The following is a 14,949-nucleotide window of genomic DNA, read 5'->3' as shown; positions in this document are numbered from 1 at the left end:
CATGGCTCAACTTTATTTTTATTACTCTGCAATGAATGCAGGAAAATCCACGTCTTTACTTCAATCTGCTTATAACTACCGCGAACGCGGAATGCATTCAATTATCTATACAGCAGCGCTAGATGACAGATACGGCGTTGGCAAAGTAACATCACGTATTGGCTTACAGGCCGACGCTAAGTTATACGCTAAAGGCGATGACTTGTTCACGTCGATAAGTAAAGATTGCGAAGCACGTAAACCCGACTGCGTATTTATTGACGAAGCGCAATTTTTAACTAAAGCCCAAGTAAAGCAGTTAGTAGACGTTGTTGATGAACTAGGCGTACCCGTCCTCGCTTACGGACTACGAACTGACTTTTTAGGTGAAACCTTTGAAGGTAGTCACTACTTGCTGGCTTGGGCAGATAAGCTGTCGGAGTTAAAAACGGTCTGTCATTGCGGTAAAAAGGCAAGTTTCGTTGTGCGCTTAGATGAAAATGGCAATGCCGTAAAAAATGGCGACCAAGTTCAAATAGGTGGTAACGATACTTACGAATCGATGTGCCGAAAGCACTTTAAAGAGTTGGTGTGGGATTAAGGAGACCGCAAATTGGCCCTTCATATATGCTTAATACTAATTACGCTTTTTACTAAAAAGGGCATTACCATATCTAAGGTTGCTACCGGTTAATAAGGCGCACTAAATTCATACGCCTTATTAACCTTCTTGATAAGGTTTTATTTAAACAGTTTCTCCAACACGAAGCTCGAAAGGCAAGGTGTTTTTGGTTGAAACCATATTAAGTAGCGCTTTGGTTGCTTCAACACCTTTACTTGCACTAGATTGGCATACGGTAGTAAGACTAGGTCGAGCGCGTTCGGCTTCTTCAATACCATCAAAGCCGGTTATTTTAAGCTCTTCTGGGACTTTAACTCCCATATCTAATGCTAAGTTAAGCAACTCCAGCGCTATAATATCACTCATACACAAGACGACATTGGGTCTTGGAGAGCTGGTCAGTACTTCTTTGGCAGCCTGCCTTGCAAAGTGTCGATCACTCTCTGGAAGGTGCCATATACGCTCATTGCTTACCGTAATGTTTTTCTCTTTTGCAGCTTTTAAATAACCATCTAGACGGCGGTGGGCAATCGAGCTGTCTACATCAATCAGCTGACTATCATAGATTCGACATGTAGAGGGAGAGTCGATAAGGCGCAGCCCAAAGATGGCTACATTGTCACCTTCATTTAGGGCATGAGATGCTACGCGATACGCAGCCTCTTCGTTATCAATGTTAATAGACGGCTTATCTTCAATATCAAAATCAACTGTAACAACCGGCTTAGGAGATACCCCGAGTTCTTTTACCAAATTACTGTTGCGTGGCTGACCATAGCAGATAAAACCGTCAACAAAATCAACAACATCAAGGAGGCTGTTCGAGTCACCTGCATAGAGTAATAAGTGCTTTCCATTCTCCTGAAGGGCAGATGAAACCCCTTTAATAAATGTACTAGCAACGGGGTCACTCACCATGTAAGAGATACTATCGGCAAGGACTAAAGCCACAATATTTGAGGTGCCCTTTCTAAGAATTTGCGCTGCTTTATTAGGACCACTGTAACCAATCTTTTTGCACTGCGCCAAAATCTCTTCGCGCTTCGCTTTTGATAATTGGTCTGGGCGATTAAACGCATTTGAAATAGTTGCCGTTGATACGCCTAACTGTTCAGCAACATCTTTAAGGGTAAGTTTCGTTTTATTCATTGTTATTAGCTCTTTTAACGAGACTTACTACCCTGAATCGTAATTAAAAAAGGGTAGCAAGCGTGCGCTTCGACTACCCTTCGACTATAACATTAACTTAAACGTTTAACGCTGCTTTTTTTTAATACACACCTGGTGTTTGAGCCTAAGTTTTATTGGAAAGCTTAATTTTAAGAAACTGGCGTCTTATCTCGTTCCGAAAATTTTATCTCCAGCATCACCTAGGCCCGGCAGTATGTAGCCTTTTTCATTTAATCTTTCATCAATAGCAGCTGTGAATATATCAACATCAGGGTGGGCATCAACCACGGCTTTAATGCCTTCTGGTGCGGCAACAAGGAACAGCCCCATAATTCGGCGACAACCTTTCGTTTTAAGTAGGTCAATAGTAGCAATTAGGGTTCCGCCTGTGGCAAGCATAGGGTCTACAATCAACGCAGTACGCTCGTCGATATTTTTTACCACCTTATCAAAGTAAGCAACGGGTTGAAGGGTATCTTCATCGCGATAAAGGCCAACAACACTAATCTTCGCATTTGGGATTAACTCTAGCACACCTTCTAGCATGCCCAAGCCGGCGCGAAGAATAGGCACTACGGTTATCTTCTTACCTTTTATTTGTCTTACTTCCACCTCGTCGCCAGACCAGCTTTTTATGGTCGCGCGTTCTGTAGGCAAAGTTCGGGTTGCTTCATAGGTCAGCAAATTTCCCACTTCAGAGGCAAGCTCGCGAAAATCTTTGCTGCTAATTTTGGCATTTCGCATAAGCCCTAGCTTGTGCGCAATAAGCGGATGGGTAATTTCGTGAACGGCCATGTAAGACTCCTTGTAATCGATTCCACTATATTTTAACCCAGCCGTGCCTTAGTTAAAGCGATTAGTCGTAAAAATATGTTTATTCATGTTTACTTAGAGCAAGTCTAGGTGTTTTACGAAAACAACAAATGCGGGTTATTTAATTTTTCATGAAAAACACATAGCGTATCCAGTCTAAACTACCCTACTTGCAAAGTAGCGCCGTCTGGCATAGTCACTTCAATTTTCATATTTCCACCAACGGCTGCTAAATATGCAGCTGCGCGTTGAAGAGAAACATCTTGGATACGCTTCGATTCTAACTTGCTTACGCCAGAGGCAGTGACTGATAACGCCATTGCTACGACTTCTTGTTTAACTCTGTGCTGCTTTCTTATGTCACCTAGTGTAATTTCTTTCATTGTCTTTTACCGAGAATTTCGGGCATTAAAAAAGCCCAGATGGTGATACCTTCTGGGCTTTTGCAAAACGTTTTTACCTGCAGTGCCCAGAAGCCAATACTTGCCCCTGAACACCGACGGTCAGGTGCAATCAGTAATTAAAATTATAAAAATAACCAGTTGAAACGTTTCGCATAATAATTCTCTTTTTACAATGTACTTGTACAAACGGCATTTTGCCGAGACTAAGTGAGATAGTTGGGCTAATGATTATTCTGTGAAAACAGTAGCCGCCTCGTGTCACTTATCCTTAACCATACCATGTAGATAAGCAATAGCAATGACTTTCCAAAAAGGAAAGTCTGCAAGGCAAGTTGAAAGCCGCCGTTTTAGGAAACAGACGAGCTTAAGCAAGTAACTTCAGAACCAATCTTTGCTTGTTTAAGCGAAGCGAGAAAGCGCGGTACAAGATCGCTCCCCTCTTCAGGAGACCAGCTTGCAAAACCTTTGTCATCCGTCACTTCATACGGCCCTTGTTTAACTTCCATAAATAACACTGGGCTAGAGCACACAGTTGCGTGCCAGGTATTGGGTGGAATTTCAATGCCGGAGGTTTCTCCACCTGCCTTTAATGTTACTCTTTCTTTTACTACGCCGTCGTCGTTGAAAAACAGAATATCCAATTCACCTTCCACAACCATAAAAAACTCCCATTTGTGAGGCTGCACGTGTCGATGGGGTCGTACGTAGGAGTCTGGCATCATGGCAATGAAAAGACGCTGAACCATATCAGTATAAGATTTGTGAACGTTAAAATTAGCTCGTCGGCGAGGACTCTCTGCCGCTTTCTGCTTTAACTCACTAAACAATGCTTTATCAAAATACTTAATATCGTCCAACGTCATTTCCTAACTAATGCTTGGGTATTGCATCAAAGCGTATCGCTTCTCCCTCTGATTGCGCAAGCATCAAAAGTAATCATTTATTTTTCTTCATTCTGCGGCTTTGTTCTTGACGCTTCTCTTCTCGCTTTTCTTTCCTATCTTTCTTATCTGGCGTCAACGAACCTGTTTTGAATTTTGCTTTACGCTTAGCTTTCGCTTCAGCTTTCTTTGCCGCCTCAAGTGCCATTTCTTCTTTTTCGACTTCCAGCATTTCTGGAGTCTCAAGCGTTATTCGCCCCAACTTACCCGACTGCAGTTCTTTAAGCAGGATTTCGCATATTTTATGAAGATTTACGCGACCACCCGCTTGAATTGCTCCGCGCGTTTTAGCAGCAGCTTCCAGAAACTCTATTTCAGTATCTGGTAATTCGGTTAGCTTATAGCGCTCCTTCATTACGTCTGGATACGCTTTAATGAGGTAATCTGCCGCAAAAAAACCGACATCGTCGTATTCCATAGCGGTATTTTTAACAGCACCTGATGAAGCCAATCGGTAAATGGAATGTGGGTTTTCAAGCTTAGGCCAAAGTACTCCAGGTGTATCAAACAAGATAATACCGCTGCCTAAGTTTATACGCTGCTGGCTTTTCGTTACAGCCGGCTCGTTGCCTGTTTTAGCAATGATTCGGTCGGCCAAAATATTAATTAGCGTCGATTTTCCCACGTTAGGTATACCCGTGATCATGGCTTTAATCGCTTTAGGCTGGCCTTCTTTATACGAACAAATACTTTTAACCAGCTGCATAATTTGCTTGCTGTTGCCTGGGTTATCGCTAGAGGTCGTAATCGTCTTTACGCCGCGCTCTTTCTCTAAGCTCTCCTGCCAGCGCGCAGTAATTTCTGGATCTGCAAGATCGTACTTATTAAGAATTTTAATACAGGGCTTATCGCCGCGTATTTTTGCAATTTCAGGGTTTTCACTGGAATACGGAATACGTGCGTCAAGCACCTCAATAAGAATGTCTACTTGATTAAGCGACTCTTTAATTTCTTTCAGGGCTTTGTGCATATGCCCTGGAAACCATTGTAATGCCATGGTTGTTTCCTATCGTAATCGAGTTGAGGGGGGCTTAACGGGTTAATTCATAGGCGCAAATATTCACAGCGCTGGCTAAGTTTAACGAGTCAATTTTACCGCTTCCCGCAATGGTATACGCCGTTGCGTTTAGCCGTGATAGTGCGTCAACAGGCACGCCACGGGCTTCGTTGCCAAACAGATAACACTGGTAATCACCAAAGGAGTTAGAGGTGATATTACTACCACTCATATCCAAGAAAGCGAAACGTTCGAACCGCTCGCCTAGGCTTTCGAGCGCTACATTTAATTCCATGTTCACATGGAAAATAGCCCCCATACTTGAGCGTACAACTTTCGAGTTGTAAGGGTCCACACTGTTAGGGCTTAGTAATAGCGTAAAATCACCAAACCACGCTAGCGTTCTTAGTATGGTGCCTAAGTTGCCGGGGTCTTGAACTTCATACAAGTAAATGTACTTTTCGGCACTGGATTTTTTTGCTGAAATGTTGGTTTGTGACCGCTGTGAATTCAACGCGAAGTTAGGAAGTGGAACGCGAGCAATAATACCTTGAGGTGACTTAGTATCGCTGAGTTGCTGCATTTGTTGCGACGATACCGTTTCTACCTTCATATTAGAGACTGAAGAAACAAGTTTTTCTTTCACCCACGCCTCATAGTCAGCTGTCACATAAAGGGTGATATCACCTGATGTACTGCTGTCATGCTGAGCAACGTTAATTAACTCTAAAACTAAGTGCTCTCCTTCCACCAAATAGAATCCGAACTGCGTTCTAAATTTCTTTTGATGGAGCTTTTTCACGTCACTTAGTTTCATTTGCACTGCCCTTTTTATAACTTTCGGCGCAAGTGTAAGGTAAGTTCAGGAAAAGGCAAGGTGACAATTTACCCTGCCTATAACATGGTTTAATTATTCTTCAGCAACAACATAAATTTCACCGTCGTAAATACCTTGTACGGTAAGCTTCTGGCTTGCCAGTGCCTGAAGGTAGTCAATATGCGCTTGCTCCACTTTCTGCCCTGGAACAATAAGCGGAATACCGGGAGGATACGGGGTAATTAAGCCAGCTGCCGTGCGACCAACGCTGTTTTGCCATGGAATGGCTTCCCTAGGGCTAAAAAACGCTTTTGACGGAAGGTCGTCTAAATGAATTGGTGGAATGTCTGCCGGTAACGGGCTTTTACTCTTACGCTTGCTTAGGTTAACGGCGCCATCATCAAGACGTTTCAATGCGTTGTACAGCCTTACAATTTTAGAGCGCATTCCGCCTAGCGTAAGCAGTACTAGAATAGTGCTATGAGTAAACTTCTCTATTTCTAAACCGACCTCGTCCATCAAGAAACGATGTATTTCTTGGTTTGAATAATCAAGCGCCGAAACGTCAATTAAGATTTTAAGCGGATCATGCCCAATGTTATCGCTTTCGAAATGAGAAAACATATTCGCAAAGTCACTGGGCGAGAGTATTTTAAGTCGCTTGAACTTGGCCATTTGTGATTTAAGCTCGGCAACATTGCTTAATAGCTCATTAAGAATTTTGTAGCCTTCCATTTCTAGCTGTTGACGACAAACATCAAGTGAAGCAATGAGTTGATACTTAGGCGAGGTGCTGGTGTGAATGGCAAAGACCTCTTTAAAGAAGTCTTTATCGAAATCGGGGTCGTTTACGTGAATAAAGGATGCTTGCGAGAATGCAGACACCACTTTGTGCGCAGAGTGAGTAATGTAGTCAGCCCCAGCTGCGATAGCAGAGTAGTCGCGCAATGCAGGGTGGAATAACGAATACGCAAACCACGCTTCATCAATGAACACTTTAATGCCATGTTCATGGGCTAAATTTACCACCTGCTTAAGGTCGGTAAGTAACCCGTCGTAGGTACAGCCCGTCAGCACGATAAGCTTAGCGTCAGTATTTTCTTCAATAAGTTGCTTAATTTGCGCCATTCTAGGGGGTGAGAAAATACCGTATTCAGGGTTAAACACACTGTCTAAATATACTGGCATAGCGCGCGCTTGAATAATGCCGTAGTGCACTGACTTGTGGCAGTTTCTGTCGGCAATAACTTTGTCGCCCTCACGCAACAGCGTCTGCAAAATAATTTTGTTTGATGTAGAAGAGCCGTTCGTGACGAAATAGGAATGGCGAACCTCAAATGTATTCGCAACAGCGGCTTGCGCTTTACCAATAGCGTGGGTGCCATCTGATAATGAGCCCAGTGAGTCAACGCTAACAGACAAATCGCTGACGAACACGTTACGACCGAAGAAACGATAAAAATCACTAATATAGGGTGAGTTTCTAAAGCTTGCGCCTCCGCTGTGACCTGGCGTATGCCACGAGTCATTGGACTCTACCACATAGTCTTTGTATTCGGTCCAAAACGGCGTTTCGTTTCTATCATCAAAGTCATTGATGATATAGCCAAGAATAGATTCTGGGTCTGAAATAATGTCGTTACGATAGAAGAACGATTCAATGCCATTGGCTTGGTTTACAATATCCAACCCTTTTACTGCATCGCCTAAGACATACACGGGAAGCTCAGGCCGAATACGTTTAATGGCGTCGATCACTCTGGCGTTATTATCAATTACCGCGTTGCTTGCAGACGACTTTTCGCTTGTAGTTTTCTCGTTCGCGTTTTGTGAACTAGCGCTTTCGGCTGCGGGGCTCGTATTTTCATTAGGTACGCCATTTAAAGGCGCTACGTCTGTCAACTCTTTAACCTTCGCTACCACATCCCAGCTAAATACCACAGCCTGAATGTCACCGTCTTCACGAACAAATTGTAGTGCCTTTGCAACGGAGTTCGCTTCAAGCAGGCTTATTTCGACGTCACTTCTGTCAAAGTAAGCAATCGTGTTGCCTATACTTGACGTAATTTGTTCCAACAGATCAACAGCATCTTCTATAACAAGAATTTTTAAATGAGGGCGCATTAACCAACCATAAAATTAATAATGAGCATTTAGCACTAGGCTAAAACTCATAAAACTAAGAATCTATAAACAAAAACAGTAAAACTAAAAATAGTGTAACTCTGAATTTCACTGGTGTAGTGTAAACTCTTGCTATGTCGTAATAATAGTGCCTAAAGGAATTGGACCGGGGCTAAACCACTCATGCACACACCTTCCCTTCAAAACCAATTCCCACACGCTTATCTTTCAAAATCAACAAAGCACAAAAGTAACCTACGGGAATTTCTACATTACGCGAAAAACGTACTCCCTTCTATTGCTTCAACGAAGAAACGCACTTGGCCAATACATCATGACCATTGTTTTATGCGGGTGATTTTAGACAATATTGTCGGCTGTGCATGGTATGAGGCCATTCCCTCACCGGCCTATAACAACCTGACCGACGAACAGGCAAGCGCCGCGTTATGCCTTGCCAAGCAGATAGCCACTGAAAGTGTCTCGCTTCACGTACTCAACCAACGCTCGAAACAATGGCGCAATAAGCAGCTAAAGCTGGAGTTTTAGAATGACAAAACGTACATCCCCCAACGATGCAGTATTGATTCAAGACGGCCAAGACCTAGAGCGAATTGTTAAGGATAAACGTGCGCAATGGCGGGCTAATAACGCGAAAGCGCGTCGCAGACAACGCCGATATAAAGAAGCTTATTGCAGAACTTCCGCGAATTATTACCGATATTCATAGCACGTATCCCGAAGATGAAGCCTAAAGCACTATCATAAAAGAAATCAATTACCTACAATCACTGCTAGAAAGTTGCGCTTAACAGAGCGTAACGTAAATTAATTCTCCCCAGAAAGTGACAGGACATACCATGGCGTTTAATTTAGCTATTAATAACGATATTGCAGTAATCACCTTCGACGACGGTAAAGTTAACGCCGTAGGCTTTGAGCTTATACAACAGTTCAACGACGCCTTAGATGAAGCTGAGCAAAACGCTAAAGCGGTTGTATTACACGGCGGTGAAGGCAAGTTTTGCGGCGGGTTTGATTTATCGGTAATGAAAGCCGATGACCAAGCAAAACAACACGAGTTGGTATCAAAAGGCGCTGAATTAATCGTACGCCTATATAGCTTCCCACTACCTGTAGTCGTTGCTGCAGAAGGTCACAGCATTGCAATGGGCGCAATTATACTTATGGCTGCAGATTTACGTATAGGTAAAGATGCAGATACTAAGTATGGTCTTAATGAAACCGCCATTGGTATGGTGCTGCCGCCATTCGGTATGGAACTAGCCAAAGCCAGACTCGCGAATACGTCTCAAACTGAAGCCTTACTTTTCTCGCGCATCTATCAAGGCAGTGAAGCGGTAAAAGCGGGCTTTTTAGATGCTGCAGTACCTCAGGAGCAAGTACTAGCAACGGCCATGGGTTATGCTGAAAAGCTGAAGATGTTGCCTAGACAGTCTTTTGCTGAATCTAAAATACAATTGCGTAAAGAAACGATAGAGAAGATGAAAGCTTAGCGCTTATGTTATAACAGCGCGTTGAGACTGGTTGTTTCAACGCGCTGTCTAAAGCAGTTACTTTACGGGTCCAGAGCGGCGTTCAATCTCTTCTTTAAGTGCACTTCTAAGGCCCAATTCAAAACTCAATTCAGCAAGCACAAAGAGTGGTCCTATCGCCAGCCCCATAATATCGTCCACGAACGCTGGCTTTTTTCCCTCGAAATGATGACCAATAAATTGCAGTACCCACCCACCGATAAAAATGCCTAACGAGATAGCAAGCCACATACTTACACTAAGCTGTGCAATGGGTTGAGCGAAATAGATCATAGCACCCGTAATAAATGCCATAACAACACCCAGCTTTATGTCTAATTTGATATAGAATGCATTGCCAATCATCCATACGAACAAAGCCGGGCTGATGACCATAGCTCCCAAAATGGGAGCATTTACAAAAAATGCAGGCTTACTCAACAAGCAGAAAACCGAGAAAACAATCAGCGGGATGCCGATATAATGGGTGTAGATGTTTTTTTGATCTCTGTGGTACTTAGCGTACTCACTTAAGTGTTGTTCTAGATTTTTCATACTGCGCCAACGTTTTATTTGTATTGTAAGGGTCAGTTTACTCTTTGCGAACACATACAAACTGTCGGCTTGACGACAAACTCAACTAAACTGGTTTAGCATTTGCGGTTTTTTAACTAAATAATCTTGCTGAACTTAGTCGTGAAAAGCGACTCCTACCGCTATTGATGAATAATAAGTGGAGTTTTCATGAATAAAAGGAAGTACCTTTTAACTTTAGCTGTACCTGCACTTCTTACCTTAACGGCTTGTAGTTCAGTTTCTTCAATGTATTCGACTGATGAACAAGAACAAAGTATTGAGGAGAACGAGCTTGCACTTTCGGGTAGCCATTGGCAGGTCGAAAGCATAAATCAAGCAGGTATAATCGACTTTAGCCACGTTACGCTTAATGTAAATGTAAGCGGGGATATTAGCAGAATAAGCGGAAGCACAGGCTGTAATCAGTATACAGGGGCGCTCAACGTTGCGAATGCCAATAAAGTATTCAGTGCTGACAACAATGCTCCCCCCTTCTCCGCCGATAAAATTGTACTTACCAGAAAGATGTGTGCCCCAGCGCTTATGAAGCAAGAGCAAAGCTTTGTTGATGCTTTAGCTTCATCGAAAACTTATGCAATATTGGATAACACGTGGCTAGTCCTGTATGACAGTAATGACAATGAAACAGTAAAAGCAATAATCTCATCCCCTTCACAAGGTTCCAATACCGGTAATGCAGGTAAACCCCGGGCAGGAGTTAACAAAAAGCCAAAAGGTGTAGCTAAAAAGCAGGATATTGCCAACAGTTCTGCGCAAGCCAATAGCAGAACCTATAAGTGTGAGACGCCAAACGCCAGTATCACAGAATTACGCGTAAATACGCTTGGCCCAGATACAAAAGCACTCTCGCTCAACAACGCGTATCACATTGTGCAGCTATCACGCTCTGCATCGGGAGCGAAATACACAAACAACAAAGGTGTGGTGTATTGGAATAAAGGTGATGTTGCCACCGTTTCTATAAACTCTGGCTACTACCACTGTACAATTATTCATTAGAAATCAGACGGCAAAATTAACGTGTAATACTGCCGTCGCATTTTATTTAGAAAGGTTCACTACTATTTATGTCATGCTTCGGTGTTTTGGATAACGTCCCGAAACCCGAAGTACTTGTCATGAGCTACACGTGCCTTTGTTCTCACCTTTAATTATTCAGCCGCCCTTAATAAAGAGCGCTTCTTTGTTTAAACCAATTTGTGGTTTACCTATTCTACGTTATCTGCCACTACTCTCTGTCGAATAGTTTCAATTAAACACTTTTTAATACTCCATCCTGTTCGAACTAAAAGCTTTAACGCAGAGTTCGCGCTTTATTTATATATTTAATGTTACGCCTTAAATCACTATAAATCAGGCATTTAAGCTGTAAACACACGCACTTAACATCCTTATCACTTGCCGTTAAATATGCTTCGACGTTGAAACAATAGTTAGAACACTATACAATTTATTTTTATTGAACAGCCAATTAAAATAAAAACACTACTTAAGCGCATCTAAATTAACTCCTATAAAGCCTGTAGAAACGCGGCTTAGAGAGAGGTCAAGGTAAAGAAAGTTAAAGTGGTGTTTATTAAGCGAAGAGCGATTAGTTCGAACGTTTCGAACGCTTAGCGAGAGAAATAGTTTCAACACTATTCATCGTATTGAAACCAAATATGTGTATTAGCTGGTACGTATTTATTTTTCACGCAAAGAGCGCGCTAATTGGCGAGCGTTGTCAGCACTATTAAAAGTAGGAGTTTATGCATGTCATTACCAACTTATCAGAATTTCATTCACGGCAAGCCGATGGCAAACAAAAGCAAAGAGACCTTTGCAGTCACCAATCCTGCAACCGGTGAGGTAATTTACCACGTAGAAGTGGCTGATGAGTTTATTCAAAAAGAAGCGATCAAGAGTGCTAAAGAAGGATTTGCGGTATGGTCAGCAATGATGCCTATCGAAAGAACTCGCATTCTTAACAAGGCGGTTGCACTGCTTCGCGAACGTAATGATGAACTCGCTAAATTAGAAGTACTCGACACCGGTAAGCCTATTCAAGAAGCCGACTGTGTTGATATTGAAACTGGCGCTGATGTTATTGAGTACTATGCGGGCCTTGCACCTACTCAATTGGGTACTCAACAGCCTGTGGGCGCCGACTTCTTCTACACGCGTAAAGAAGCGTTAGGTATCTGTGCTGGTATTGGCGCTTGGAACTACCCTATTCAAATCGCTTGTTGGAAATCAGGCCCAGCGCTTGCTGCTGGTAATGCATTTATATTTAAACCATCAGAAGAAACGCCGATGGGCGCGCTTAAACTGGCTGAAATTTTCACTGAAGCTGGTGTACCTGCTGGCGTATTTAATGTGGTTCAAGGCGCAGCGCAAGTAGGCCAATGGCTTACTAACAGCCCAGACATTGAGAAAGTATCGTTTACCGGTGAAGTAGGCACAGGTAAAAAAGTGATGCAAAGTGCCGCTGCTTCGAACTTAAAAGACGTGACAATGGAGCTTGGCGGTAAGTCTCCGCTAGTAGTATTTGAAGATGCTGACATTAGCCAGGCTATCAGCGCCGCTATGCTAGGCAATTTTTATACTCAAGGTGAAATCTGCACTAACTGTACCCGTGTTTACGTCCAGCGCTCTGTATATCAAGCCTTTATTGATGAGCTTAAAACCCGTACCGAAAGCAATATCATTATGGGCGATCCGCTAGACCCTAATGTAAACCTAGGTGCACTAATTTCTAAAAAGCACCAAGAGCTAGTACTTAGCTATATTGCTAAAGGAAAAGAAGAAGGCGCAACGCTATTAACCGGTGGTAACGCTGCCTCTCCAGCTTCTGCGCCTAACGGCTATTTTGTTGAACCAACAATTTTCACAGATTGCACCGACGATATGACTATTGTTAAGGAAGAGATCTTTGGCCCAGTAATGAGCGTGTTGGTGTTCGATGATGAAGACGAAGTGATCGCACGCGCGAATGATACCGAGCTAGGTTTAGCAGCGGGCGTATTCAGTAAAGATATCAAGCGCGCGCACCGCGTTATCCACCAGTTACAAGCTGGTATTTGCTGGATAAATGCATATGGAAACTCTCCTGCTGAAATGCCTGTAGGCGGCTACAAGCAATCTGGCATTGGACGGGAAAACGGTGTTGAAACGCTTAATAGCTACACGCAAACCAAGTCGGTTTATGTAGGTATGAGCCAAATTGAAAGCCCGTTTTAAGCCGCAGTAGGAGTACATATGCAGACATTTGATTACATTGTTGTTGGAGCTGGTTCTGCTGGCTGTGTGCTAGCGAACCGCTTATCAGAAAACCCAAAGCACAAGGTGTTGCTACTGGAAACCGGTGGCTCAGATAAAAGCATTTTCATTAAGATGCCAACAGCGCTGTCTATTCCTATGAATACCGACAAGTATGCGTGGCAATTCAACACTGAAAAAGAGCCCTATTTAAACAACCGTGAAATGCACTGCCCCCGCGGTAAAGTGCTGGGCGGCTCGTCATCCATTAACGGTATGGTGTATGTGCGCGGCCATGCCAAAGACTTCGACGAATGGGAAGCACACGGCGCAGAAGGTTGGAATTACCAAGCCTGCCTACCCTACTTCCAAAAAGCAGAAACCTGGTACAAGGGTAACGATGCTTATCGTGGTGGCAATGGTGAGCTTGGCGTTAACAACGGCAATGAAATGAAGAACCCGCTTTATACCGCCTTTATCAAAGCCGGTGAACAGGCCGGTTACGACATCACAAGCGATTATAACGGTAAGCAACAAGAAGGCTTCGGGCCTATGCATATGACCGTCAAAGACGGCGTTCGTAGCTCAGCAAGTCGTGAATATCTTGACCCAGTTAAATCTCGCAAGAATTTAACCATAGTGACTGGCGCGCTGGTGACTAAAGTTGTTCTTGATAACAAAGTCGCAAAAGGCGTTGAGTATGTGGTTAACGGCAAAACCGAAACGGTAAATACGTCTAACGAAGTTATTTTAAGTGCCGGCTCTATTGGCTCGCCACATATTCTGCAACTTTCAGGTATTGGCGATAAAGAGATTCTTGAAAAAGCAGGTATCGATGTTAACCACCACCTGCCGGGTGTGGGTCAAAACCTGCAAGATCACTTGGAGTTCTATTTCCAGTACAAGTGTAAACAACCGATCACGCTAAACCGCAAACTGGGCTTAATTTCAAAAGGCTTGATAGGCGCTCGCTGGTTACTTAACCGTTCTGGTTTAGGCGCAACGAATCACTTTGAATCTTGTGCGTTTATTCGCTCGAAAGCTGATGTGGAATGGCCTGATATTCAGTATCACTTCTTACCAGCTGCTATCCGTTACGATGGTAAATCAGCATTTGATGGAGACGGCTTTCAGGTACACGTAGGTCACAACAAACCTAAAAGTAGAGGTAGCGTTACCATTCAGTCGGCTGACCCGACAGTACCGCCAAAAATCTTGTTTAACTACTTACAGCATCAAGATGATATTGAAGGATTTCGAGCTTGCGTAAGACTAACAAGAGAAATCATCGCACAGTCAGCATTCGACGACTTCAGAGACGGCGAAATTCAGCCTGGCGAGCATATTCAAACGGATGAAGAAATCGATGCCTTTGTGCGCGACGCTGTTGAGAGTGCTTACCATCCATCATGCTCATGCAAAATGGGCGAAGATGACATGGCAGTAGTAGATTCTCAAACCAAGGTACATGGCATTAAAGGTCTTCGTGTGGTGGATTCATCTATCTTCCCTACCATTCCAAATGGAAACCTAAATGCACCGACCATAATGGTAGCGGAAAAAGCGGCGGACAAAATTTTGGGTAAACCCGCTCTACCACCACAAAATGTAGCGGTAGACATACACCCTAATTGGCAAACCGAGCAACGCTAAACGTTAAAACGTTTTTGCACCAGTGCGCTTGTTCTTGCAACGAGCGCACCTTCCACAGTG

At 43.3% G+C, this 14,949-nt stretch carries 15 protein-coding genes; 7 read left to right on the top strand and 8 right to left on the bottom strand.

Features of this window, described 5'->3' with window-relative positions; all coding sequences use genetic code 11:
• Position 1 precedes the first annotated feature (1 nt).
• A complete protein-coding gene (locus ACYX4N_RS07540) occupies positions 2–580 on the top strand; it encodes a thymidine kinase (protein WP_474805577.1) in 579 nt (192 codons plus the stop codon).
• A gap of 144 nt (positions 581–724) precedes the next feature.
• Here ACYX4N_RS07540 and ACYX4N_RS07535 read toward each other — a convergent pair whose 3' ends face one another.
• From ACYX4N_RS07535 to ACYX4N_RS07505, 7 genes are all read right to left on the bottom strand, one after another.
• Positions 725–1,750, bottom strand: a complete 1,026-nt coding sequence (locus tag ACYX4N_RS07535) for a LacI family DNA-binding transcriptional regulator (protein WP_476056145.1) — start codon at positions 1,748–1,750, stop codon at positions 725–727.
• A 186-nt stretch (positions 1,751–1,936) separates the two neighbouring features.
• Complete coding sequence (gene upp / locus ACYX4N_RS07530) at positions 1,937–2,566, bottom strand: uracil phosphoribosyltransferase (protein WP_476056144.1); 630 nt, start codon at positions 2,564–2,566, stop codon at positions 1,937–1,939.
• A gap of 179 nt (positions 2,567–2,745) precedes the next feature.
• Complete coding sequence (locus ACYX4N_RS07525; protein WP_014950268.1) at positions 2,746–2,967, bottom strand: helix-turn-helix domain-containing protein; 222 nt, start codon at positions 2,965–2,967, stop codon at positions 2,746–2,748.
• A 368-nt stretch (positions 2,968–3,335) separates the two neighbouring features.
• Positions 3,336–3,845 (bottom strand): WbuC family cupin fold metalloprotein, encoded by a 510-nt coding sequence (locus ACYX4N_RS07520; protein WP_476056143.1) that lies wholly within the window; start codon positions 3,843–3,845, stop codon positions 3,336–3,338.
• A 79-nt stretch (positions 3,846–3,924) separates the two neighbouring features.
• Positions 3,925–4,926, bottom strand: coding sequence for a ribosome biogenesis GTPase YlqF (gene ylqF / locus ACYX4N_RS07515; protein WP_476056142.1), 1,002 nt, complete (start codon positions 4,924–4,926; stop codon positions 3,925–3,927).
• Positions 4,927–4,960: 34 nt separating this feature from the next.
• Positions 4,961–5,743, bottom strand: coding sequence for a TrmH family RNA methyltransferase (locus ACYX4N_RS07510; RefSeq protein WP_476056141.1), 783 nt, complete (start codon positions 5,741–5,743; stop codon positions 4,961–4,963).
• 93 nt (positions 5,744–5,836) lie between these two features.
• Complete coding sequence (locus ACYX4N_RS07505) at positions 5,837–7,867, bottom strand: aminotransferase class I/II-fold pyridoxal phosphate-dependent enzyme (RefSeq protein WP_476056140.1); 2,031 nt, start codon at positions 7,865–7,867, stop codon at positions 5,837–5,839.
• A 183-nt stretch (positions 7,868–8,050) separates the two neighbouring features.
• Here ACYX4N_RS07505 and ACYX4N_RS07500 point away from each other — a divergent pair, with 183 nt between their 5' ends.
• The 3 genes from ACYX4N_RS07500 to ACYX4N_RS07490 all read left to right on the top strand — a co-directional run bounded on the left by ACYX4N_RS07500 (position 8,051) and on the right by ACYX4N_RS07490 (position 9,384).
• Complete coding sequence (locus ACYX4N_RS07500; protein WP_476056139.1) at positions 8,051–8,416, top strand: hypothetical protein; 366 nt, start codon at positions 8,051–8,053, stop codon at positions 8,414–8,416.
• A gap of 1 nt (position 8,417) precedes the next feature.
• Complete coding sequence (locus tag ACYX4N_RS07495; protein ID WP_476056138.1) at positions 8,418–8,597, top strand: hypothetical protein; 180 nt, start codon at positions 8,418–8,420, stop codon at positions 8,595–8,597.
• 130 nt (positions 8,598–8,727) lie between these two features.
• A complete protein-coding gene (locus tag ACYX4N_RS07490; RefSeq protein ID WP_476056137.1) occupies positions 8,728–9,384 on the top strand; it encodes a crotonase/enoyl-CoA hydratase family protein in 657 nt (218 codons plus the stop codon).
• Positions 9,385–9,441: 57 nt separating this feature from the next.
• On the opposite strand, the gene ACYX4N_RS07485 is transcribed toward ACYX4N_RS07490, so the two are convergent.
• Positions 9,442–9,957 (bottom strand): Mpo1 family 2-hydroxy fatty acid dioxygenase, encoded by a 516-nt coding sequence (locus tag ACYX4N_RS07485; RefSeq protein WP_476056136.1) that lies wholly within the window; start codon positions 9,955–9,957, stop codon positions 9,442–9,444.
• 189 nt (positions 9,958–10,146) lie between these two features.
• On the opposite strand from ACYX4N_RS07485, the gene ACYX4N_RS07480 reads away from it, so the two are divergent.
• The 3 genes from ACYX4N_RS07480 (at position 10,147) to betA (ending at position 14,889) form a co-directional block, all read left to right on the top strand.
• Positions 10,147–10,998, top strand: coding sequence for an META domain-containing protein (locus ACYX4N_RS07480; RefSeq protein ID WP_476056135.1), 852 nt, complete (start codon positions 10,147–10,149; stop codon positions 10,996–10,998).
• Between the two features lie 753 nt (positions 10,999–11,751).
• Positions 11,752–13,218 carry a betaine-aldehyde dehydrogenase gene (betB, locus tag ACYX4N_RS07475; RefSeq protein WP_476056134.1) on the top strand — a complete coding sequence of 489 codons (1,467 nt, stop codon included), beginning with the start codon at positions 11,752–11,754 and terminating at the stop codon, positions 13,216–13,218.
• A gap of 18 nt (positions 13,219–13,236) precedes the next feature.
• The gene (betA, locus tag ACYX4N_RS07470; protein ID WP_476056133.1) at positions 13,237–14,889 is read left to right on the top strand and encodes a choline dehydrogenase; all 1,653 of its coding nucleotides are present in this window, start codon (positions 13,237–13,239) and stop codon (positions 14,887–14,889) included.
• Positions 14,890–14,949: the final 60 nt, after the last annotated feature.

The sequence above is a fragment of the Alteromonas sp. ABH4_452 genome (genome assembly GCF_056311825.1).
The sequence above is the reverse complement of the archived record's forward strand: the minus strand, read 5'-3'. Positions and strand labels throughout refer to the sequence as shown.

Bases quoted from the DNA above. Each gene is read 5' to 3' on its own strand.
- ACYX4N_RS07540 (WP_474805577.1), top strand. From the start codon at position 2: ATGGCTCAACTTTATTTTTATTACTCTGCAATGAATGCAGGAAAATCC.
- ACYX4N_RS07535 (WP_476056145.1), bottom strand. From the start codon at position 1,750: ATGAATAAAACGAAACTTACCCTTAAAGATGTTGCTGAACAGTTAGGC.
- upp (WP_476056144.1), bottom strand. From the start codon at position 2,566: ATGGCCGTTCACGAAATTACCCATCCGCTTATTGCGCACAAGCTAGGG.
- ACYX4N_RS07525 (WP_014950268.1), bottom strand. From the start codon at position 2,967: ATGAAAGAAATTACACTAGGTGACATAAGAAAGCAGCACAGAGTTAAA.
- ylqF (WP_476056142.1), bottom strand. From the start codon at position 4,926: ATGGCATTACAATGGTTTCCAGGGCATATGCACAAAGCCCTGAAAGAA.
- ACYX4N_RS07510 (WP_476056141.1), bottom strand. From the start codon at position 5,743: ATGAAACTAAGTGACGTGAAAAAGCTCCATCAAAAGAAATTTAGAACG.
- ACYX4N_RS07505 (WP_476056140.1), bottom strand. From the start codon at position 7,867: ATGCGCCCTCATTTAAAAATTCTTGTTATAGAAGATGCTGTTGATCTG.
- ACYX4N_RS07500 (WP_476056139.1), top strand. From the start codon at position 8,051: ATGCACACACCTTCCCTTCAAAACCAATTCCCACACGCTTATCTTTCA.
- ACYX4N_RS07495 (WP_476056138.1), top strand. From the start codon at position 8,418: ATGACAAAACGTACATCCCCCAACGATGCAGTATTGATTCAAGACGGC.
- ACYX4N_RS07490 (WP_476056137.1), top strand. From the start codon at position 8,728: ATGGCGTTTAATTTAGCTATTAATAACGATATTGCAGTAATCACCTTC.
- ACYX4N_RS07485 (WP_476056136.1), bottom strand. From the start codon at position 9,957: ATGAAAAATCTAGAACAACACTTAAGTGAGTACGCTAAGTACCACAGA.
- ACYX4N_RS07480 (WP_476056135.1), top strand. From the start codon at position 10,147: ATGAATAAAAGGAAGTACCTTTTAACTTTAGCTGTACCTGCACTTCTT.
- betB (WP_476056134.1), top strand. From the start codon at position 11,752: ATGTCATTACCAACTTATCAGAATTTCATTCACGGCAAGCCGATGGCA.
- betA (WP_476056133.1), top strand. From the start codon at position 13,237: ATGCAGACATTTGATTACATTGTTGTTGGAGCTGGTTCTGCTGGCTGT.